Below are 20951 nucleotides of genomic sequence, written 5' to 3' on the forward strand. Positions count from 1 at the left end.
CGTGAAACGAAACGATCCGGCGGTGACGTTAGACTGCCTTGATTCCTTGGTGATTTCTTCTGGCGGGTCGGGCCACGTCGATTGGGGTGAGTGTGAAGACGAACGACCGGCCGGCTGTTTTCTCTGCGATCTGCGCGATTCTCGGGACTTTCGTGCTGCTGAGCGCCGGTATCGCGCATGCTGCCGTCCCCGTCACCCTCGGCGGCGGCTCCGGTCTGGTCGTCAACGGCGACACCCTGTGCACGTTGACCGCGATCGGCTCCGACCGCAGCGGCAACCTCATCGGCTTCACCTCCGCTCACTGCGGCGGGCCCGGCGCAGTCGTCGCCAGTGAGGCCGAGCAGGATGCCGGCATCGTCGGCACCATGGTGGCTGGCAACGACGTCCTGGACTACGCCGTCATCAAATTCGACCCGGCCAAGGTGCGCCCCGTCGACGAGGTCAACGGGTTCCGGATCGACGGCATCGGCCCCGACCCGGTGTTCGGGCAGGTGGCGTGCAAGCTGGGCCGCACCACCGGCTACTCGTGCGGCGTGACATGGGGACCCGGCGAACAGCCCGGCACCATCGTCAACCAGGTGTGCGGGCAGCCCGGTGATTCCGGCGCCCCGGTCACCGTCGACAACAAGCTCGTCGGCATGATCCACGGCGCATTCTCCGAGGACCTGCCGACGTGCGTGGTCAAGTTCATCCCGCTGCACACCCCCGCGGTCACGATGTCGATCAACACGCAGTTGGCCGACATCGCGGTCAAGAACAGGCCAGGGACGGGCTTCGTCCCCGTGCCCTGACCTGACGTTCCTCAGCGGACGGCCCGGCGCAGCCGGATCGCGGCGCTGACGATCAGCGCTATCACCGCACCGACGAGTGCGGCGCCGAGTAGTGCGACACCCTGGGCGATGTCGAAGTTCCAGCCGAGCACATTGATCGTGGTGTGCACCGTGTTCTGCAACACGAACACCAGCAGTGCGACGACGAGCAGGAACGCGACGCCCACCGAGAACTTCGCGGCGACACCGGAACGGCGGGCGGGGGTGTGGGTCGTGGTGCTCATGATCAGTCCATCTCCTCTGTGATTCGTTGTCACAGGTGAGACGGACCTCGGGAGCAGAAACGAACGCCGCGCGGGCGTGATGCTTCACACCCGCGCGACGGGTTTACTTGCTGGCCCGGATGGCCTCGAAAACGCTCGGGTCCACGAGCGTCGACGTGTCACCCAGCTCGCGGCCCTCGGCGACGTCACGGAGCAGCCGGCGCATGATCTTGCCGCTGCGCGTCTTGGGCAGCTCCGGGACGACGTGGATCTCCCGCGGTTTGGCGATCGGGGAGATCTCCCGCGCGACTTCGGCGCGCAGCTCGTCGACCATCGTCTCCTCGCCGCCGTGCGCCGACGATTTGAGGATGACGAACGCACAGATCGCCTGGCCGGTCTGCTCATCGGTGGCGCCGACGACGGCGGCCTCGGCCACCCCGGAATGCCCGACGAGCGCGGACTCCACCTCGGCGGTGGAGATGCGGTGCCCGGAGATGTTCATGACGTCGTCGATGCGGCCCAGCACCCAGATCTCGCCGTCGCTGCCGTAGCGGGCGCCGTCACCGGCGAAGTACCACCCCTGCTCGGCGAAGCGGGACCAGTACGTCTCCTTGAACCGCTCCGGGTCGCCCCAGATGCCGCGCAACATCGACGGCCACGGCTGGTCGAGCACCAGGTAGCCGCTGGTCTGCTCGCCGTGGTCGGTGCCCGGTGAGAGCTCGTTGCCGTCGTCGTCGACGATCTTCGCCGAGATCCCGGGCAGTGCCCGCATCGCCGACCCCGGCTTGCAGTCGGTGACGCCCGGCAGCGGGGAGATCATGATGGCGCCTGTCTCGGTCTGCCACCACGTGTCCACGATCGGGGTCGCGTCGGCGCCGAAGACCTTGCGGTACCAGCGCCACGCCTCCGGGTTGATGGGCTCGCCGACCGAGCCCAGCAGCCGAAGAGTCGACAGATCGTGGTCGGCGGCGATCTGCCGGCCCCACTTCATGAAGGTGCGGACCAGCGTCGGGGCGGTGTAATAGATGGTGACGCCGTACTTTTCGATGGTCTCGAAGTGGCGATGCTCGGTCGGGGAGGCAGGGGTGCCCTCGTAGACCACCTGTGTGACGCCGTTGGACAGCGGCCCGTACACGATGTAGGTGTGCCCGGTCACCCAGCCGATGTCGGCGGTGCACCAGTAGACGTCGGTCTCGGGCTTGATGTCGAAAACGTTGAAATGCGTGTACGACGCCTGGGTCAGGTAGCCGCCCGAGGTGTGCATGATGCCCTTGGGCTTGCCGGTGGTGCCCGAGGTGTAGAGCAGGAACAGCGGGTGCTCGGAGTCGAACGCCTCCGGGGTGTGGTCGGTCGACGCCTTCGGCACGACCTCGTCCCACCACAGGTCACGCCCGTCGGTCCAGGGCGTGTCGATCCCCGTGCGGCGCACCACCAGCACGTGCTCCACGGGGCTGTCGTCACCCAGGCCGGCGATCGCCTCGTCGACCCCCTCCTTGAGCGACACGGCCTGCCCACGCCGGTACTGACCGTCGGTGGTGATGACGAGCTTGGCCTGTGCGTCGTCGATGCGGGCCTTCAGCGCGCTGGCCGAGAAGCCGGCGAACACCACGGAGTGCATGGCGCCGAGACGGGCGCACGCGAGCATCGCGATGATGGCCTCGGGCACCATCGGCATGTAGATCGCCACCCGATCACCGGCGGCGAGGCCGAGGTCGGTCAACGCGTTGGCTGCTTGAGAGACTTCGTCTTTGAGCTCGGAGTAGGTGATGGAGCGGGAATGGCCGACCGGTTCACCTTCCCAGTGGATCGCGACCCGGTCGCCGTTGCCGGCCTCGACGTGGCGGTCGACGCAGTTGTAGGCGACGTTGAGTTTGCCGCCCACGAACCACTTCGCGAACGGGGCCTCCGACCAGTCCAGCACCTCGTCGAACGGTGTGTCCCACGCCAGCCGCTCGGCCTGAGTCGCCCAGAACCCCAGCCGGTCGGCAGCGGCGTCGTCATAGAGTGCCTCGGTTGCGTTGGCCTGGGCGCTGAACTCGGAGGCAGGCGGGTACGAGGCCTGAACGTCAGCATGCGTCTCGGTCATGACTGTGAGGGTAGTCACCCAACGTTGCATCGACGTTGGCAACGCACAACCGCCGCTGCGGGCGGTGTGCGGCGGGCGGTGAACGACGCAACCGGCGCGCCGATCGGTCCGTCGACCATGGATTAGGGTGCGGGCGTGACCGATCCGCTTGCTCCGCTGACCACTCTGCCCGGCGTCGCCGAGGCGGGGGAGGAGGCGCGCGAGGCCCTGGGCCGGGCTCACCGCCACCGAACGAATCTGCGCGGCTGGCCCGGGACCGCCGCGGAGGCCGCGCTGCGGGCTGCTCGCGCATCGTCGGTGCTGGACGGGGGACCTTTGCATTTCGCGGCGCCCGACTCGGGCACGGGTACCGACAAGGATCCGGTGCTGGCCGGCGCGCTGCGGGTGGCCGAGGCGCTCGAGGGCGGTCAGGGCTCACTGATCGGCGTCTGGCGGCGTGCTCCGCTGCAGGTCATCGCGCGGCTGCACTCGCTGGCCGCGGCGGACCTCGTCGACGCCGACGCGCTGGGCCGGCCGCGCACCGAACCCGACATCGGACGCCGCCTGGAACTGCTGGCCGACCTCGCGACCGGCGGGACGCGGGTACCCGCGACCGTGCTGGCCGCGGTCGCCCACGGTGAGCTGTTGACGCTGGCGCCGTTCGGCAGCGCCGACGGGGTGGTGGCGCGCGGGGTGTCCCGACTGATCACCATCGCCAGTGGACTGGACCCGCACGGCCTCGGGGTGCCGGAGATGCACTGGATGCGCCGGTCCGGCGACTACACCGCTGCCGCACGGGGTTTCGCGTCGGGCACGCCGTCCGGGTTGGCGGCGTGGCTGGTGTTGAGCAACGAGGCGCTGCACGCCGGCGCCCGCGAGGCGCTGTCGATCGCGGCGTCGGCCTCGTCCTAGACAGTGCTCAGCAAAGACAAAGCGGGCGGCGTTCCGAAGTAATTCGAAAAGTACTTCGGCGCGCCGCCCGCCAGCACGAGCCTCCGGTTACCATGCGTGCGTTGTGGGTTGCGTGGGTGGCCTCGGCGCTGTGCGATCCGCTTCGGCTGCAACCCCACCCAAGGGGTCGTCGTGGCCGTCCGATCTTCTCACTTACGCAGGCCCGCAACACTTTTGCCTGTTCCGCGGCATGTGCGCCGCGTGGGTTCCGGGACTCGTGCTGGGGAGCCGAGGTCGGGAGATCGAGCCTTCTCTTCCGGCTCGACCTTGGCCTCACCCGGCTTCCGTGGTTCCTTTGTACTACGTGACCGCGGTCACATCAAGGGCCAAATGCGTCGGTTTCCCGATTCGTTACGCGGACACTGCAGCTACGTCGCCGGGAGGCCTGAGCCGCCGCACGGTCAGAAGGCGAACCGGCGCAACAGCGTGTAGGTGAGTGCACCCGCTGCTAGCGCGCTGATGCCGACGGCCGCCGTGGTCGCGACCGCCGCCCCCGACGGTGCCGGCAGCCTGTCGCGGAGGGAGACGGGGTTGGAGAACGACCGGACCGGCCAGTCGCGGGCAGCGGCTTCCTTGCGCAGTGCGCGATCTGGGTTGACGACGGTCGGATGCCCGACCGTCGTGAGCATCGGCACGTCGGTGATGGAGTCCGAGTAGGCGTAGCAGTGCTCGAGCGCGTATCCCTCGCGAGCGGCCAACGCGCGGATGGCCTCTGCTTTGCCTTCCCCGTAGCAGTAGAAGGCGATGTCGCCGGTGTACCTGCCGTCTTCGACGACCATCCGGGTGGCCATCGCATGGGTCGCACCCAGGGCCCGCGCGATCGGCGCGACGATCTCCTCACCCGACGCGGAGACCACGACCACGTCACGTCCGCACAGCTTGTGATCGGAGATCAACTCCGCAGCTTCTGCGAAGACCAGTGGGTCGACGATGTCGTGCAGCGCTTCACCGACCACCGACTTGACCTGCTCGACGTCCCAGCCTGCGCACATCGTCGTGATGTGGTCGCGCATCCGGTCCATCTGATCGTGGTCGGCGCCGGACATCGTGAACAGGAATTGCGCGTACGCGGATTTCAGGACGGTCCGCCGATTCATTAGCCCTTGGCTGTAGAACGGTTTGCTGAAAGCGAATGTGCTGGATTTCGCGATGACGGTTTTGTCCAGATCGAAGAACGCCGCGGTTCGCACGGGGCGCTCGCTCGACGGCGTCCCGTCGGCTGTCGGGGCGCCCGCCACGGGGTCGGAGAGGCTCACTGCGTCAGCATAAGGCGCGGTCGCGTGACAGATTGCGACAGATCGTACAAAATGGCAGTTCACGACACGTGGCTTCGTCTGCAACCTTTTCAAGATCTGCGTCGACTTCTCTGCGGTGCGGTCTTGCGCCAGCCCGCTCGGGCGTGTGTATAGTGGGCATCACTCGGCTTATGCCGGGTGTGCATCAGCCCGACCCCCCGGGGCTGATACACGACGACCTCCGCCTCCTCCCCCCCTGGCGGGGGTCGTCCCTTTTCTGGACCATTTCGTAATGCGGATAGGTCGCCCCCTTCCCAGAAGTTGCGGAACGCCATTTTCGGCGGACATTGATTTCGTGAATCGCGGGCCTGTGGACAACTCCGCGGTCATCCACAGATCCCCATGATGCTCTGGCTGGCTGGCCTCGACGCCACGCAGTCTTGGGGACATGACCGGTGCCGCCGTCCTGATCGTCGTGTCCGACCCCGTCCTGCGTGGCCTCGTCGACCGTGTGGTCGCCGCGGCTGGTGTGCACGCCGTGCGCAGCGCCGATCCGTCGGATCGGCGGGTGTGGGCCGGCGCGGCCGCGATCCTGCTCGACGACGCCGCGGCGCGCTCCTGCGCGGAACGCGCGATGCCGCGACGCGTGGGAGTGGTGTTGATCAGCGGTTCTGCGCCCGACGCGGGGCATTGGGAGGCCGCCGTCGCGGTGGGTGCCCAGCACGTCCTGACGCTGCCCGCACAGGAAGCCGACGTCATGGAGGTCTTGACCGAGGCTGCCGACGAGGCCCGTGACGGCGGACCCCGCGGCGCGGTGGTGGCGGTGATGTCGGGACGTGGCGGGGGCGGGGCGTCGGTGTTCTCGGTGGCGCTGGCCCGGGCCGCAGGCACCGCGCTTCTGATCGACGCCGACCCGTGGGGTGGCGGTCTCGATCTTGCGCTGGGCAGCGAAACCGAGCCGGGTTTGCGGTGGCCCGACCTCACATTGGCCGGTGGACGCCTCACGTATTCGGCGCTCGACGCTGCGCTTCCCCACATTCACGGGGTGGCGATTCTGGCGGGCAGCCGGATGCTGGCCGGCGAACAACTCGCCGGGGACATCGATGCGCGTGCCCTGGGCGCGGTGGTCGATGCCGGTAGCCGCGCGGCCATGACCGTGGTGGTCGACGTCGCTCGGCGGCCCACGGCGGCCACCGAGACGGCCGTGGCGGCAGCAGATTTGGTGGTGTTGGTCACACCTGCTGACGTGCGGTCGTGTGCCGCGTCGGCAGCGACGGCCCAGTGGGCGTCTGCCTGCAACCCCAACACCGGTCTGCTCGTGCGCGGGCCGTCTCCCGGCGGTCTCCGGCCGATCGATGTGGCGCGCATCGTCGGGCTGCCTCTCGTGGCGACGATGCGCCCTCAGCCGGGGCTGGACCAACACCTCGAACGAGGTGGCGTCCGGCTGCGAGGGAACTCACCCCTCGCGGCGGCCGCCCGCACGGTGCTGGCGGTACTGCAATCGAAACCGCATGCCGGCTCACTCGGCGACGTCGCCGCATGAACGCGCCGCTGCTCGACCGGGTGCGCGAGCGCCTGGCCGCAGACGGTGGACCACTTCGGGCGAGTGTCGTCGCCGCCGCCATCCGCGCCGAGTCCGGAGGGGTGCTGGGGGACACCGAGGTGCTGTCCAGCCTGCGTGAACTGCAGACCGAGCTGGTCGGTGCGGGCATCCTCGAGCCTCTGCTCACCGCACCCGGTACCACCGATGTGCTCGTCACGGCCCCCGACGCGGTATGGGTCGACGACGGAACGGGTTTGCGCCGCACCGGTGTGCGATTCGCTGACGACGCCGCCGTCCGACGCCTCGCGCAACGGCTCGCTTTGACTGCGGGGAGGCGCCTCGACGACGCCCAGCCGTGGGTCGACGGCCATCTCGCAGACCTGGGGGGTGCCGTGGGAAAGCCGCTCAGTGTGCGGCTGCACGCCATGCTCCCGCCGCTTGCCGCGGGCGGTACGTGTCTGTCCCTTCGCGTGTTGCGTCCGGCCAGCCAGGATCTCGACGCACTGGCGGCCTCCGGCGCCATTCCCGCCGAGGCGGCCGCGCTGCTGCGCGACATCATCACCGCGCGGCTCGCGTTCGTGGTCAGCGGTGGTACCGGCAGTGGGAAGACGACACTGTTGGCCGCGCTGCTCGGGGCCGTACCCGCCGACGAGCGGATTCTGTGCGTCGAGGACGCCGCGGAGCTGGCACCGCCGCATCCGCACCTGGTCTCGCTCGTGGCCCGTGCCGCCAACGTCGAGGGGGTCGGTGAGGTCACCGTTCGCGACCTGGTCCGACAGGCCTTGCGGATGCGACCGGACCGCATCGTCGTCGGCGAGGTGCGCGGCGCCGAGGTGGTCGACCTGCTCACTGCGCTCAACACCGGCCACGACGGCGGCGCGGGGACCATCCACGCCAACAGCCCCGGCGAGATTCCCGCCCGATTCGAGGCACTCGCCGCGCTGGGCGGGCTCGACCGCGCAGCCCTGCACAGCCAGCTCGGAGCGGCGATCCAGGTGGTGCTGCACGTGTCACGCAGCCGAGGGGGTCGGCGCCGCCTCGCCGAGATCGGGGTGCTCCGACGCGGCGGCGACGGACGGGTTTGTGTGGTGCCGAGCTGGGACGCCGACACGGGTTTCCGGGAAGGCGCCGATGCGCTGCGGCAGCTCATCGATCGCGGGTGCCGGACATGACCGTGGCGGCGATGGCCCTGGCGCTGGCCGTGCTCGCGCTGCCACCGGTGACACGGGCGCCCGTGCGTCCGGTGGCGTCGCTGCGACGGCGTAAGCCTCCCGCGATCGTCATGGCGCTGCTCGCCTGTGCTGTGTCGAGCTGCGTTCTCCCGATCTCGGTGGTGCTGGCCGGCACGATGATGCTGGCAGTGCTGGTGCTACGGCATCGGTGGCGTGGACAGCGGCGTGTCGGCGCCGACGAGGCGAGCGCGCTGCACGTTGCCCTGGACGTCCTGGTGTCCGAACTGCGCGTCGGTGCGCACCCCGGTCGCCGCGATCGACTCCGCCTCCCGGGAGATCGGTGGGCGGGTGGGCGAGTCGTTCGCCGCCGTCGCGGCCCGCGCGCTTCTCGGTGCTGACGTCGTGGCGGGACTGCGGGCGGAGTCGCGTCGCTCGCTGGTGCCGGGCCACTGGGAACGGCTCGCAGTGTGCTGGCAGCTCGCCGCGCGGCACGGTCTGGCGATCGCATCGCTGATGCAGGCCGCACAGCGTGATCTCGCCGAACGTGAACGGTTCCGGTCCAGAGTGGATGCCGGGATGGCGGGGGCGCGCACCACGGGCAATCTGCTGGCCGGGCTGCCGGCCGTGGGCGTGCTGCTCGGCTGCGCGATCGGTGCGGATCCGCTGGGTTTCCTCACATCGGGTGGCGCCGGTGGCTGGCTGTTGTGTCTCGGTGCCGCGCTCGTCGGGGCGGGTCTGCTTTGGTCGGACCGCATCACGGCATCGGTGCTGACATGACGTGGGCCGCGGTGTCGCTGGCGCTGGCTGTGCTCGTCCTCCCGCAGTCCTGTACGCGCAGGACGACGGCGCGGCGGCGGCCTGCATCGGCGAGATCCGCACCGGCGTCTGACGGCCCGTTGGCGGTGGCGGCTGCGCTCGATGCCTTCGGGGCGTGCCTTCGGGCGGGCATGGCGGTGTCGAGCGCCGCCGCGGCGGTCGCCGACGCGGCGCCGCCGGCGTTGGCAGTGGTGTTGCGGCGCGGCGCTGACCTGCTCGCGCTGGGGGCGGACGCCGGCCGAGCCTGGGCGGAACCCGCAGCGATCGCAGACACCCACGTCCGCGCCTACCTGCGCATGGCGCGGCGTTCGGCGGCGTCGGGGACGGCTCTGGCGCAGGGCGTCGAAGACCTCGCCACCTCGCTGCGCGCCGAGGCGGCTGACGCCGCCGGGGCGAGAGCCGAGCGCGCCGCCGTACTCATCGCCGGCCCGCTGGGGCTGTGCTACCTGCCGGCGTTCATCTGCCTGGGCATCGTGCCGGTCATCGCGGGGCTGGCCGGAGATGTCCTGCGATCAGGAGTGTTGTGACAACCAATGAGGAGGATCTGCATGCTCAATCACCGTTTTGCCGCTCTGCGCGCACGGCTGCTCGTGCTGGCGACGGCCGACGATGGGATGTCGACCGTCGAGTACGCGATCGGAACGATTGCCGCCGCGGCGTTCGGGGCGATCCTGTACACCGTGGTGACGGGGGACTCGATCGTCAGCGCGCTGACGAACATCATCACCCGCGCGCTGAACACCAACATCTAGATGCCGGTTTCGCCACCGTCGAGGCGGCATTCGCTCTTTTCGCGCTCATGGCGGTGGTGGTGGTCTGTCTGGCCGGGCTCACCGCGATCACGATGCAGGTGCGGTGCGTCGATGCCGCCAGGGAGGCCGCCCGGTTGGCGGCACGCGGCGACGAGGGCGCGGCCGCCGCGACGGCTCGCCAGATCGCACCCACTGGTGCCGGGATCGAGCTGCGGCGCGACGGCGGGTTCGTCGTCGCCACGGTCACGTCGCGCGCGGCACTTCTGCCGGGTGTCGCGATCACCGCCCGCGCGGTCTCGGCGCTGGAGCCGGGCGCGTGACGACGCGGGTGCGGCGACGATCCTCGCGGCGTTCCTCATCGCGGCGGTAGCGGCTGTCGTGACCGGCGGTGCCCTGCTGGGGTCGGCCGTGGTGGCCCGGCACCGCGCGACCGCAGCGGCAGACCTCGCGGCGCTGAGTGCGGCCGCAGCGTTGCCCGGCGGTCGTGAGGTGGCCTGTGCCACGGCTGCTTCCGTCGCCCGGTCGATGGCCTCTACGGTGATCGGATGCGACGTCGATGGACTCGATGTGCTGGTGACCGCCGATGTGGCGCCGGGCTTCGGTGCTGCGCTCGTCGGTTCGGCCACGGCCGCCGCGCGCGCGGGGCCGGTGGACGCGCCGGGGTTTACGGCGCCGTAAGGCGGGATACGCACCCCTCATGACCGGCCGCGAAATGCTCGCCGGCCGCTACGAGATGCGCGGCCTGCTCGGCCGTGGCGGCATGGCCGAGGTCCGCGACGGTTGGGACACCCGGCTGTGCCGGCCAGTGGCCATCAAGGTGCTGCACCCGCACATGGCCCACGACCCGGACCTGCGGCGGCGATTCGAGGTCGAGGCGAGGGCGGCCGCAGCCCTCGAGCACCCCAACGTGGTCGCCGTGCACGACTTCGGTGAGCACGACGGGTCGCCGTTCATCGTGATGGAGCGGCTACCCGGGCGCACCCTGCACGACATGATGGGTGTGGGTCCCATGACACCGCACCAGGTTCGCTCCGCCCTCGACGACGTCCTCGCGGGCCTGAGCGCTGCCCACGCTGCCGGAGTGCTGCATCGCGACGTCAAGCCGGGCAACATCCTGGTCTCCTCGGCCGGGGACCGGCTGAAGGTCGCCGACTTCGGCATCGCCAAGACCGGCGGCAGCGCCGAGACCAAGACCGGTCAGATCATCGGGACGATGTGCTACATGAGTCCGGAGCGGGTCACCGGCGCACCGGCGTCGGTTGCCGACGACCTCTACGCCGTCGCCGTGATCGGTTACGAGGCGCTGGTCGGTCAACGCGTCTTCCCCCACGACAACCCCGTCGCCCTGGCCCGCGCGATCTTGGATGCACCGCCGCCCCCGCTGGGCACGGTCCGCACAGACGTCGATCCGGCGCTGGCGGCTGTCATCACCCGCGGGATGGCGCGCGATCCCGCGTACCGCTTCGCCAATGCCGACCACATGCGCGCCGCGCTGGCCGGCGACCCCGCCGCCCTCACGCCCGCGCCGGCCATGACAACCGCGCCGCGGTCCGCCACCCGGGTGATGGCCAGCCCGCTGCCGCCCACGGCCGGGTACCCGCCGCCTCCACCGGTGCGCGCGCCGCTGCGGCGTCGGAACCCGCGCCGCTACGTGCTCGCCGGCGCCGCCATCGCCGCGGCATTCGTCGTCTCGGCGCTCGCGCTGGCGCTGGATCCGTTCAGCTCGTCGCCATCCCCGGCGTCGGTGAGCACGAGCACCAGCCTGACCCCGACGACACCGCCGCCGACGCCCAGCGTCACCCCGGTGACGTCGGCCCCTCCGCCGGTAGTGGCGCCTCCGCCCGCTCCCGAGCCGGCGCGCGGCGGTCCAGGTCCTGGACCCGGTCGCGGTCACGGAAACGGCAACGGCAAAAAAGACAAGCCCTAGCCGCCCGGGAAACTCAGCGCTCTTCGAGTCGCGCCTCGGTCAGTTCCTCGTCGGTCGGCAGGCGCAACTCCGCGAGGCCTGCGATCACCCCGTCGTGCAGTTCGATGCGGTGCACCGTCACGTGCACCGGCGTCCACCCGCCGTCGCGCGCGATCACCCGCAGCACACCTGAGACAGAACCCTCTCCGAAACCTGCAGCCATCTCCGCGACGGTGGGCCGATCGTGCGGATGGATCGCGTGCTCGCTCGCCATCCCGGCTCGCCAGTCGAAGAACGGCGCCGGATCGTCGAGCCACTTGACGAGCATCCAGTGCGCGGGGTCGACCAGCGCGCGGTGGATGCCGGGCCGGGCCAGGCTGGCCAGGATGCGTTCGGCCAGTGAGGCTTCGCTGTCGCCCCTGCCCTCGTGAACGCTGCGCCAGTTCATCGCCCGGCACACCAGCCGCGGTGAATCGTCGTCGTCGACTTCCTCGAGCGAACGTGCCACGAACCCGACGGTGATCTGCTCGCCGCGGTGATCGGTGACGTCCCAGGTGGTGCAGATCGTCACCCCGGGCCGCGGTGTGATCACCATGCTGATCACCTCCGCCTCGTGCGGGTTGAGGTCCCGGCGCGGCAGGTCGTCGGCGAAGGCCCGACTCTGCGTCGGCTGCGTCGTCGGATCCCAGCCGCCGATCTTCAGAGACTCAGGCGTGTCGGTAGCGGTGCCGTTGGTGAGGTCCCACAGCAGGCAGCCCACCTCGGGTCGGGGTGGCGGATCCTCGTCGGCCGCGCCGATCCACATCTGCACCCCGTGGATGCGGCCGTCGGACATCGCGACCACCTCGGTGCGGATCACGCAGTCGTTCTTCGGTGTGATGCTGCTCAGCCCGGATCCACCTCGCACGGTCTCGCTGATCGCAGTCTGAATCGCCATCAGGTGAGGGTTGCGCCGCAGCAGAGACGAGATCGGGATCAAATTCTTGGTGTGGGCCCCCTGAGCGACCACGGTCGGTTCGCTCCCCAGCGTCTCCACGAGCATCCAGTCGTGGCTCATGAAGGCGATCCTACCGAGACGGCGGCTGCGAAATCCGTATCTTCACCCCCCTCGGGTATGTCGATATGCCCCGTGACGAGCGGTTTCGTCTTGCCTCGGTGCACCTCGCCCGGTAGGTTTCCCACCATTGAGGCGGGTACGGATTCCGTACGCCGGAGTCCGCGGCGATCGTCGAGGGGTCGGTCGCTACTGCAGGTCACCGACGGCAGCACTGCCGACAGCGTCGAGCACCCGGCGCAGCACCAGGACTGCACCGTCCTTGTCGAGCGGGTCGTTGCCGTTGCCGCATTTCGGTGACTGCACGCACGACGGACAGCCCGCCGGGCATTCGCACGCCTCGATCGCCGAGGCCGTCGCGCCCCACCAGCGCTCGATCGCGCCGAACCCCCGGGCCGCGAATCCTGCACCCCCCGGATAGCCGTCGTAGACGAAGATCGTCGGCAGTCCGTCCACCGGGCCGACCGCGGTGGACACACCGCCGATGTCGCCACGGTCGCAACTGGCGATCAGCGGGAGCAGTCCGATGGCGGCGTGTTCGGCCGCGTGCAGGGAACCGGGGGTTCGCAGCGGGTCGATTCCGCTGTCGGACAACGCTTCTGGAGTGATCGTGCACATCACCGCCATGGTCTCCAGTGTGCGCGTGGGCATGTCGAGTTCGCAGAAATCGATGACCTCGCCGTCGAGGCGGCGCCGCAGATATCCGGTGACGGTGTTGCTCACGCACACCGGGACCAGCCCGATCGTGACGTGACCGTGCGTCGAACGCTCGCCGGGACCGGTGACGGTGATGTCGGTGAGTTCCCTTGCGAAGGTGGTGTATCCGGGATCTTCGGCGTGCACGAAGGCGATGCCGTCCTCGAAGTCCAGCGAGTCCACCAGGTAGGTCTCACCCTGGTGCAGGTATACCGCGCCGGGATGTACCGAGGCTGCGGCCTGTCCGGCGCTGGCGCTGCCCAGCATTCGGCCGGTGTCCGCCTCGAGGATCGCTATCTGACCGCCGATGGACCCCCGGATGTCCACGGCCGGATGGGGATCGAGACCGGGGGTGGGGAAGTATCCGCTGGGCCGGCGACGCAGCAGTCCGTCGTCGACGAGGGTGCCCGCCACCGCCTCGGCATCCCAGGTGCGTACCTCGGCGTCGGTCAACGGCAGCTCGGTCGCGGCGCAGAGCAGCTGCGGCCCGAGGACGTAGGGATTTGCCGGGTCGATCACGACGCGTTCGATCGGCTTGTCCAGCAACGCGGCCGGATGGTGCACCAGGTAGGTGTCAAGCGGATCGTCGCGCGCGATGAGCACCACCAGGGCGCCCTGGCCGCGCCGGCCCGCGCGGCCGGCCTGCTGCCAGAACGACGCGACGGTGCCCGGAAAGCCCGCCAGCACAACGGCATCCAGGCCTGCGATGTCGACGCCGAGTTCGAGCGCGTTCGTCGTCGCCATGCCTCGCAGGTGCCCGTCGGCAAGCGCTCGCTCCAGGGTGCGGCGATCCTCGGCGAGATATCCCGCCCGGTAGGACGCCACCTGCTCGGCCAGCTCCGGCGCCGTCTCGGCCAGTCTGGTCCTCGCGCCCAGTGCCGTCAGTTCCGCTCCGCGGCGGGAGCGCACGAACGTCAAAGTCCGTGCCCCCTCGATGATCAGGTCCGCCATCACCCGTGACGCCTCTGCCCCCGCCGAGCGGCGCACCGGCGCTCCGTTCTCGCCGACCAGATCGGCGAGCAGCGCCGGTTCCCACAGCGCGATCGTGCGCGCCCCCTGCGGTGAGCCGTCGTCGGTGACCTCGATCACCGTCTGGCCGATCAGCTCGGCGGCGGTGATCGCGGGCTCGGCGGTCGTGGCACTGGCGAAGATCACCGTGGGCATCTGGCCGTCGGGGGAGTAGCGCGCGCACAACCGGAGCAGCCGCCGCAGCACCATGGCCACGTTGGAACCGAAAATCCCTCGGTAGTAATGACATTCGTCGACCACCACGAACTTCAGGTGTCGTAGGAAGACGGCCCAGCGGGCATGGTTGCGCAACAACGAGAGGTGGATCATGTCGGGGTTGGAGAAGATCCATCGGGAGCGTTCGCGCGCGAACCGCCGGACATCGGTGGAGGTGTCGCCGTCGTAGGCCGTCGGGGCGACATCGTCGAGGCCCGCTTCTGCGGTCAACGCTGCGACAGCGCGTAACTGGTCGTGTCCGAGGGCCTTGGTGGGGGACAGATACAGGGCGCGGGATCGCGGATTGTCCGTCAGCGCCGTCAATATGGGCAGTTGGTAGGCCAGCGACTTGCCCGACGCGGTTCCCGTGCTGAGTACGACGTGACGTCCCGCCCTGGCATGTTCGGCGGCGGTGAGCTGATGCGACCACGGGGCGGTGATGCCGCGATCGACGAACGCCTGCACCACATCTGAGGGCGCCCACGACGGCCAGGGCCGGCTGTGTGCGGGGCGTGGCGGCAAGTCGGCGACGTGACGCAACGGATGTTCCTCCGGCGCGGTGCCGTCGACCGCGCAGGCGAGCAGCGCGCGGCCGAAGCCAAGCGCTGGATCGGGCACCTCGGAGCCTCCCACCCATCCCCTACGTCGTGTCGTACGTGAATTGTGGACTACATGATGCTGTGAAGCGCTTGTCGGACTGTCGCAGCAGCCCTGTTCATGATTGACTAGCGGCGGTCGCAGCTTCTGTGTTCGTGTATACGCACTCGCAGGAACAACGTTGCGGTCGCGGTTCCTGCGAGGGTTGTAGGTCGGGTCGAGTTCCGAGCACTCCACGAAGGTATGGCGGTCGGAACGGGCCCGGTCTGCCGAAAGACGGTGGGCCGCACCCGGTGAAACACAGAGAAGGAAATTACGAAAGATGCCACAGGGAACTGTGAAGTGGTTCAACGCGGAGAAGGGCTTCGGCTTCATCGCCCCCGAGGACGGCTCCGCTGACGTTTTTGTCCACTACACGGAGATCCAGGGTTCCGGCTTCCGCACCCTGGAAGAGAACCAGAAGGTCGAGTTCGAGGTCGGCCAGAGCCCCAAGGGGCCGCAGGCCACCGGCGTTCGCGCCGTCTGAGTCACCTTAAAGACCTGGCACCCCCGCGTCACCGCTCGTCGGCGGCGCGGGGGTGTTTCGTTTTCCCGGTGTCGCGGTAGCCGCGGCGCCGCGTTCACGCCCGCATCCGCTGTGATGGTGCGCCGCTGGCCTACTGTCATCGGTGTGAGCCAGCTGTCCTTCTTCTCGGCTGAGTCGGTGCCGCCGGCTGTCGCCGATCTGACGGGGATGCTGGCCGGGCCGGGGCAGGCCGTCCTGGTCGCCAACGGGCAGGGACAGGCTGCGCGTCTGTCGGTGGTGGTGGACCGGCAGTGGCGGGCCGAGGCGCTGGCCGAGATGATCGCCGACGCCGGTCTCGCACCGGAGATCTCCCGGACCGACGAGAACACGCCCTTGGTGCGCACCGCCGTCGACCCCCGATTGACGCCGATCGCGCTGGAGTGGACGCGCGGAGCGGTCAAGACGGTGCCCCCGCAGTGGCTGCCGGGGCCGCGGGAGCTGCGGGCGTGGACTCTGGCGGCGGGCAGTCCGGAAGCCGACGACCGCTACCTCCTCGGGCTCGATCCGCACGCGCCGGACACGCATTCCGTGCTCGCGTCGGCCATGATGCGGGTCGGAATTGCACCGACGCTGATCGGGACGCGGGGTGCGCGCCCGGCGCTGCGGATCAGTGGCCGACGACGGCTGTCGCGCCTGGTAGAGAACGTGGGGGAACCTCCGGAGGATGCCGAAGCGTTGGCGTCATGGCCGCGTACCTAACGGCGTGCGGACGGCGTTGCGGCGGGGAGCCGGTTTGCGTCGGCCCGCGCAGAGTGCGAAATTGATCGTTGCCGGGGCGGGGTGGCGCAAAGATGTGCGAGTCCGCCGACGGTGCAGAGAAGAAGTAGTAGTAGGAGTCGAAAAGTGAACGGGATAGGTGGCTGACGGAGACCGCGATCGCGGTGCCAACAGCAGAGTGCGGCGGCTCGTCATAGTCGAGTCGCCTACCAAGGCGCGCAAAATCGCCGGCTATCTCGGGTCCAACTACATCGTCGAATCGTCGCGTGGACACATCCGTGACCTGCCGCGTAACGCCGCGGACGTCCCGGCCAAGTACAAGTCGGAGCCGTGGGCCCGTCTCGGCGTCAACGTCGACGAGAACTTCGAGCCGCTCTACATCATCAGCCCGGAGAAGAAGAGCACGGTCGCCGAGCTGAAGGACCTCCTCAAGGGTGTCGACGAGCTCTATCTGGCCACAGACGGTGACCGCGAGGGCGAGGCGATCGCCTGGCATCTGCTCGAGACCCTCAAACCGCGCGTCCCCGTCAAGCGCATGGTGTTCCACGAGATCACCGAGCCCGCGATCCGCGCCGCCGCGGACGATCCCCGCGATCTGGACACCTCGCTGGTCGACGCGCAGGAGACCCGCCGCATCCTCGACCGCCTCTACGGCTACGAGGTCAGCCCCGTGCTGTGGAAGAAGGTCGCCCCCAAGCTGTCGGCCGGTCGCGTGCAGTCGGTCGCGACCCGCATCATCGTCCAGCGTGAGCGCGAGCGGATGGCGTTCCGCAGTGCCGGCTACTGGGACGTGACGGCTGAGCTGGACGCCAGCGTCTCTGACGCGCAGGCCACGCCACCCACCTTCACGGCCAAGCTCAACACCGTCGACGGACGGCGCGTGGCAGCCGGCCGCGACTTCGACTCCCTCGGCGGGCTCAAGAAGCCCGACGAAGTGCTCGTCCTCGACGAATCGGCCGCGAATGCGCTGGCAGCTGGCTTGCAGGGGGCGCAGCTGCAGGTGGCCTCGGTCGAGCAGAAGCCCTACACCCGGCGGCCCTATCCGCCGTTCATGACCTCGACGCTGCAGCAGGAGGCCGGCCGCAAGCTGCGGTTCTCATCGGAACGCACGATGAGCATCGCCCAGCGGCTGTACGAGAACGGCTACATCACCTACATGCGTACCGACTCGACCACGCTGTCGCAGTCGGCCATCAACGCGGCCCGCACGCAGGCCCAGCAGCTCTACGGCGAGGAGTACGTGCACCCGTCGCCGCGCCAGTACACCCGCAAGGTGAAGAACGCCCAGGAAGCACACGAGGCCATCCGGCCCGCGGGCGACGTCTTCCAGACGCCGGGGCAGCTGCACGCCGCGCTGGACACCGACGAGTTCCGGCTCTACGAGCTGATCTGGCAGCGCACGGTGGCTTCGCAGATGGCCGACGCGCGCGGCACCACGCTGAGCCTGCGCATAGCCGGGTCCGCGCGGGGCGGCGAGCAGGTCGTGTTCAACGCCAGCGGCCGCACGATCACGTTCGCCGGCTTCCTCAAGGCCTACGTGGAGAGCCTCGACGAGCAGGCCGGCGGTGAGGCTGATGACGCGGAGAGCCGGCTGCCGAACCTGACGCAGGGGCAGCGGGTCGACGCCAAGGACCTGACGGCCGACGGGCACACGACCAGCCCGCCCGCCCGCTACACCGAAGCCTCGCTGATCAAGGCCCTGGAAGACCTGGGTATCGGTCGGCCGTCGACGTACAGCTCGATCATCAAGACCATCCAGGACCGCGGCTACGTCCACAAGAAGGGCAGCGCGCTGGTCCCGTCGTGGGTGGCGTTCGCCGTCATCGGCCTGCTCGAGCAGCACTTTGCGCGGCTGGTCGACTACGACTTCACCGCGGCGATGGAAGACGAGCTCGACGAGATCGCGGCAGGTAACGAGCGACGGACCAACTGGCTGTCCAACTTCTACTTCGGCGGCGAGCACGGCGTGGACGGCTCGATCGCGCGCGCCGGCGGTCTGAAGAAGCTGGTCGGCGGCAACCTCGAGGACATCGACGCGCGAGTTGTCAACTCCATCAAGCTGTTCGACGATGCGGAGGGTCGCGCGGTCAATGTCCGCGTCGGCCGCAACGGCCCGTACCTGGAGCGCATGGTGGCCGATCCGGACAACCCGGGGGAGCTCAAGCCGCAGCGCGCCAACCTCAACGACGAGCTGACGCCGGACGAGTTGACTCTGGAGCTTGCCGAAAAGCTTTTCGCCACACCGCAAGAGGGCCGTTCGCTGGGTGTCGATCCGGAGACGGGGCACGAGATCCTGGCACGGGACGGCCGCTACGGGCCGTACGTCACCGAGGTGTTGCCCGAGCCGCCGGAGGATCCGGACGCTGGTACGACGGCGAAGAAGGGCAAGAAGCCGACGGGTCCGAAGCCGCGTACCGGATCGCTGCTGCGGTCGATGGATCTGGAGACGGTGACGCTCGAGGATGCGCTGAGGCTGCTCTCGCTGCCGCGTGTGGTGGGCGTCGACCCGGCCAGCGGCGAGGAGATCACCGCGCAGAACGGTCGCTACGGGCCATACCTCAAGCGCGGCACCGACTCTCGTTCGCTGGCCACCGAAGAGCAGATGTTCGACATCACGCTCGAGGAAGCGTTGAAGATCTACGCCGAACCCAAGCGCCGCGGCCGTCAGGGTGCGGCGACCCCGCCGCTGCGGGAACTGGGCAACGATGCGGCCTCGGGTAAGCCGATGGTAATCAAGGACGGCCGCTTCGGCCCCTATGTGACCGATGGTGAGACCAACGCCAGCCTGCGCAAGGGTGACGACGTCGCGTCGATCACCGACGAGCGGGCGTCCGAGCTGCTGGCCGACCGGCGTGCCCGGGGACCGGTCAAGAAGAAGGCGCCGGCCAAGAAGGCAGCGAAGAAGACGCCGGCCAAGAAGACGGCGGCGAAGAAAGCCGCCGCGAAGAAAGCCTGATCAGCGCGAGGACTTCGACACGTCGCCGGGGACCTCGACCTCCGGCGGGCTGACCAGCCCCACCGGCCGGGCCAGCTGGGTCGAGGCGATGCGACCGCGCAGGTTCACCGTCTCGCCGACGTCCCAGCACAGCGCCTCGGAGTCCAGGGCTTCACTGACCGCGATGGCCGATGCCAGGACGTGCCCCTTTTCCAGTTTGGCCAGCTCGGTGAGCCGCGCTGCCTCGTTGACGGGGTCGCCGATCACGGTGTACTCGAAGCGTGCCTGCGCGCCGATGTGGCCGGCGATGGCCCGCCCGGCGGACACCCCGATGCCGAACTCCGTTTCGCCCAGCACCTCGATCAGCTCGTCGTGTAGCTCGCGGGAGGCGGCCAGCGCGGCGCCGGACGCGTCGGGGTGTTCGATCGGGGCGCCGAAGATCGCCAGCGCGGCGTCACCCTGGAACTTGTTGACGAACCCGCCGTGCCGGTTGACGGTGTCGACGACCACGCGGAAGAAGTCGTTGAGCAGGCTGACGACGTCGGCAGCGGGCATGGTGGCTGCCAGGTTCGTCGAGCCGACCAGGTCGACGAACAGCACCGCGACGTCGCGCTCCTGGCCGCCCAGCTCGGTGCCGCGCTCGAGCGCTCGCCTGGCCACGTCTTCACCGACGTAGCGGCCGAACAAGTCCCGCAGCCGCTGCCGTTCGGCCAGGTCGCGCACCATGTCGTTGAAGCCGGCCTGCAGCAGGCCGAGCTCGCTGGCGTCGTAGATCTGCATGTGGGCGTTGTAGTTGCCCCGTTGCACCTCGCCGAGCGCCCATCGCAGCTGCCGTAGTGGGTCGGCGATCGACATCGCGACCAGCACGGTGCTGGAGAGTCCGATCACCAGCGCGACGATCGCGAGCAGCAGGATCGTGGTGATCACCCGGTCGGCTGGTGCGGTGAGGATCTCGAACTTGCTCGCCACCAGGGCGAGCAGGATGGCCACCAGCGGCACCCCGGTGGACAAGACCCACGTCAGCACCTGCCGCAGGATGACTCCGGGTGCGTGGAAGCCTTCGGGCACGCCACCGCGCAGCGCGGCGACCGCCACGGGCCGCAGCACCCGCTCTGACTGCAGGTATCCGATGATGGCGGTGGCGGTGGCGCCCAGTCCGGTCGCGACGGCGACGACGGGCGCGGACTTACTGGCGACAGGCCAGCTGGCGATGATGAACACCACCGAACCGAGGAGCCAGTTCGTGGCGCTGATCAGCGAGCGGTAGAACGGCATCCGCAGCGCCCGCATGCGGGCCACCTCGGTGTCGGTGGGGTCGCGATCGCCGAGCAGCATGTCGCGGCGCTGCCAGCGCATCACCGGGATCAGCATGCGCAGCGTCAGGTACGAGGCCACGGTGAACGACACGAACAGGTAGCCCAGGAAGACCGACAGGTTGTAGGTGGGCAGGTCCTGTAGCTGGATGCGGTCCTCGGGAGGTAACCCGAATCGCAGGAATCCGAGCACCAGCAGCGCGCCGATGATGTCGGCCTGCAACATGCCGAGGGTGAACACCGGCCACGGGGTGCGCGCGACCCAGCGGACGAATGCACGGATTCGTCCCACCTCGATCGCTTCTGCAGCCACGCGTTCACCGTATCGGGCGGACCTGACGGTCACGGGGCCTCTGGGACGGACGTGTCGGTTCGCA

18 protein-coding genes and 1 pseudogene are annotated in these 20951 nt (G+C 69.3%); 13 read left to right on the plus strand and 6 right to left on the minus strand.

The annotated features are described in order from the left end of the window. Positions 1 to 137 precede the first annotated feature (137 nt). Positions 138 to 791: a S1 family peptidase gene (locus tag PGN37_RS14985; RefSeq protein ID WP_335331962.1), complete on the plus strand. Its 654-nt coding sequence runs from the start codon at positions 138 to 140 to the stop codon at positions 789 to 791. 11 nt (positions 792 to 802) lie between these two features. On the opposite strand, the gene PGN37_RS14990 is transcribed toward PGN37_RS14985, so the two are convergent. Then, entirely contained in the window at positions 803 to 1054 is a 252-nt protein-coding gene (locus PGN37_RS14990; protein WP_335331815.1) for a LapA family protein, read from the minus strand. A 103-nt stretch (positions 1055 to 1157) separates the two neighbouring features. Further along, positions 1158 to 3119, minus strand: coding sequence for an acetate--CoA ligase (gene acs, locus PGN37_RS14995; RefSeq protein ID WP_335331816.1), 1962 nt, complete (start codon positions 3117 to 3119; stop codon positions 1158 to 1160). Positions 3120 to 3254: 135 nt separating this feature from the next. Between acs and PGN37_RS15000 the strand changes: the two genes are divergently transcribed. Next, the gene (locus PGN37_RS15000) at positions 3255 to 4010 is read left to right on the plus strand and encodes an oxidoreductase (protein ID WP_335331817.1); all 756 of its coding nucleotides are present in this window, start codon (positions 3255 to 3257) and stop codon (positions 4008 to 4010) included. A 440-nt stretch (positions 4011 to 4450) separates the two neighbouring features. Here the strand turns inward: PGN37_RS15000 and PGN37_RS15005 are convergent, their stop codons facing one another. Beyond that, entirely contained in the window at positions 4451 to 5305 is an 855-nt protein-coding gene (locus PGN37_RS15005) for an HAD-IB family hydrolase (RefSeq protein ID WP_442932936.1), read from the minus strand. Between the two features lie 427 nt (positions 5306 to 5732). Between PGN37_RS15005 and ssd the strand changes: the two genes are divergently transcribed. The 8 genes and pseudogenes from ssd to PGN37_RS15050 all read left to right on the plus strand — a co-directional run bounded on the left by ssd (position 5733) and on the right by PGN37_RS15050 (position 11494). After that, positions 5733 to 6827: a septum site-determining protein Ssd gene (gene ssd, locus PGN37_RS15010; protein WP_335331818.1), complete on the plus strand. Its 1095-nt coding sequence runs from the start codon at positions 5733 to 5735 to the stop codon at positions 6825 to 6827. After that, entirely contained in the window at positions 6824 to 7999 is a 1176-nt protein-coding gene (locus PGN37_RS15015; protein ID WP_335331819.1) for a TadA family conjugal transfer-associated ATPase, read from the plus strand. Before ssd ends, PGN37_RS15015 begins: the two co-directional genes overlap by 4 nt. Then, positions 7996 to 8776 (plus strand): annotated as a pseudogene (locus PGN37_RS27335) (type II secretion system F family protein). Before PGN37_RS15015 ends, PGN37_RS27335 begins: the two are co-directional and overlap by 4 nt. Next, on the plus strand, positions 8773 to 9342 hold the full coding sequence (locus PGN37_RS15030) for a type II secretion system F family protein (RefSeq protein ID WP_335331822.1): 570 nt from the start codon (positions 8773 to 8775) through the stop codon (positions 9340 to 9342). Before PGN37_RS27335 ends, PGN37_RS15030 begins: the two are co-directional and overlap by 4 nt. A 21-nt stretch (positions 9343 to 9363) precedes the next feature. Next, a complete protein-coding gene (locus PGN37_RS15035) occupies positions 9364 to 9567 on the plus strand; it encodes a DUF4244 domain-containing protein (protein WP_335331823.1) in 204 nt (67 codons plus the stop codon). 47 nt (positions 9568 to 9614) lie between these two features. Then, complete coding sequence (locus tag PGN37_RS15040; protein WP_335331824.1) at positions 9615 to 9887, plus strand: TadE family type IV pilus minor pilin; 273 nt, start codon at positions 9615 to 9617, stop codon at positions 9885 to 9887. Next, positions 9838 to 10245, plus strand: a complete 408-nt coding sequence (locus PGN37_RS15045; RefSeq protein ID WP_335331825.1) for an Rv3654c family TadE-like protein — start codon at positions 9838 to 9840, stop codon at positions 10243 to 10245. Before PGN37_RS15040 ends, PGN37_RS15045 begins: the two co-directional genes overlap by 50 nt. Before the next feature lie 19 nt (positions 10246 to 10264). After that, a complete protein-coding gene (locus tag PGN37_RS15050) occupies positions 10265 to 11494 on the plus strand; it encodes a serine/threonine-protein kinase (protein WP_335331826.1) in 1230 nt (409 codons plus the stop codon). Between the two features lie 13 nt (positions 11495 to 11507). On the opposite strand, the gene PGN37_RS15055 is transcribed toward PGN37_RS15050, so the two are convergent. Further along, positions 11508 to 12530 carry a PAS domain-containing protein gene (locus tag PGN37_RS15055; protein WP_335331827.1) on the minus strand — a complete coding sequence of 341 codons (1023 nt, stop codon included), beginning with the start codon at positions 12528 to 12530 and terminating at the stop codon, positions 11508 to 11510. Positions 12531 to 12716: 186 nt separating this feature from the next. Then, positions 12717 to 15065 (minus strand): DEAD/DEAH box helicase, encoded by a 2349-nt coding sequence (locus tag PGN37_RS15060; protein WP_335331828.1) that lies wholly within the window; start codon positions 15063 to 15065, stop codon positions 12717 to 12719. 301 nt (positions 15066 to 15366) lie between these two features. On the opposite strand from PGN37_RS15060, the gene PGN37_RS15065 reads away from it, so the two are divergent. From PGN37_RS15065 to topA, 3 genes are all read left to right on the plus strand, one after another. Then, positions 15367 to 15570, plus strand: a complete 204-nt coding sequence (locus tag PGN37_RS15065; RefSeq protein ID WP_006243848.1) for a cold-shock protein — start codon at positions 15367 to 15369, stop codon at positions 15568 to 15570. Between the two features lie 144 nt (positions 15571 to 15714). Then, positions 15715 to 16308 carry a hypothetical protein gene (locus PGN37_RS15070; RefSeq protein ID WP_335331829.1) on the plus strand — a complete coding sequence of 198 codons (594 nt, stop codon included), beginning with the start codon at positions 15715 to 15717 and terminating at the stop codon, positions 16306 to 16308. Positions 16309 to 16465: 157 nt separating this feature from the next. Then, on the plus strand, positions 16466 to 19282 hold the full coding sequence (gene topA / locus PGN37_RS15075) for a type I DNA topoisomerase (RefSeq protein WP_335331830.1): 2817 nt from the start codon (positions 16466 to 16468) through the stop codon (positions 19280 to 19282). On the opposite strand, the gene PGN37_RS15080 is transcribed toward topA, so the two are convergent. Further along, positions 19283 to 20920, minus strand: coding sequence for an adenylate/guanylate cyclase domain-containing protein (locus PGN37_RS15080; RefSeq protein ID WP_335331831.1), 1638 nt, complete (start codon positions 20918 to 20920; stop codon positions 19283 to 19285). Positions 20921 to 20951: the final 31 nt, after the last annotated feature.

The organism is Mycobacterium kyogaense (genome assembly GCF_036946525.1).
GTDB lineage: Bacteria > Actinomycetota > Actinomycetes > Mycobacteriales > Mycobacteriaceae > Mycobacterium > Mycobacterium kyogaense_A.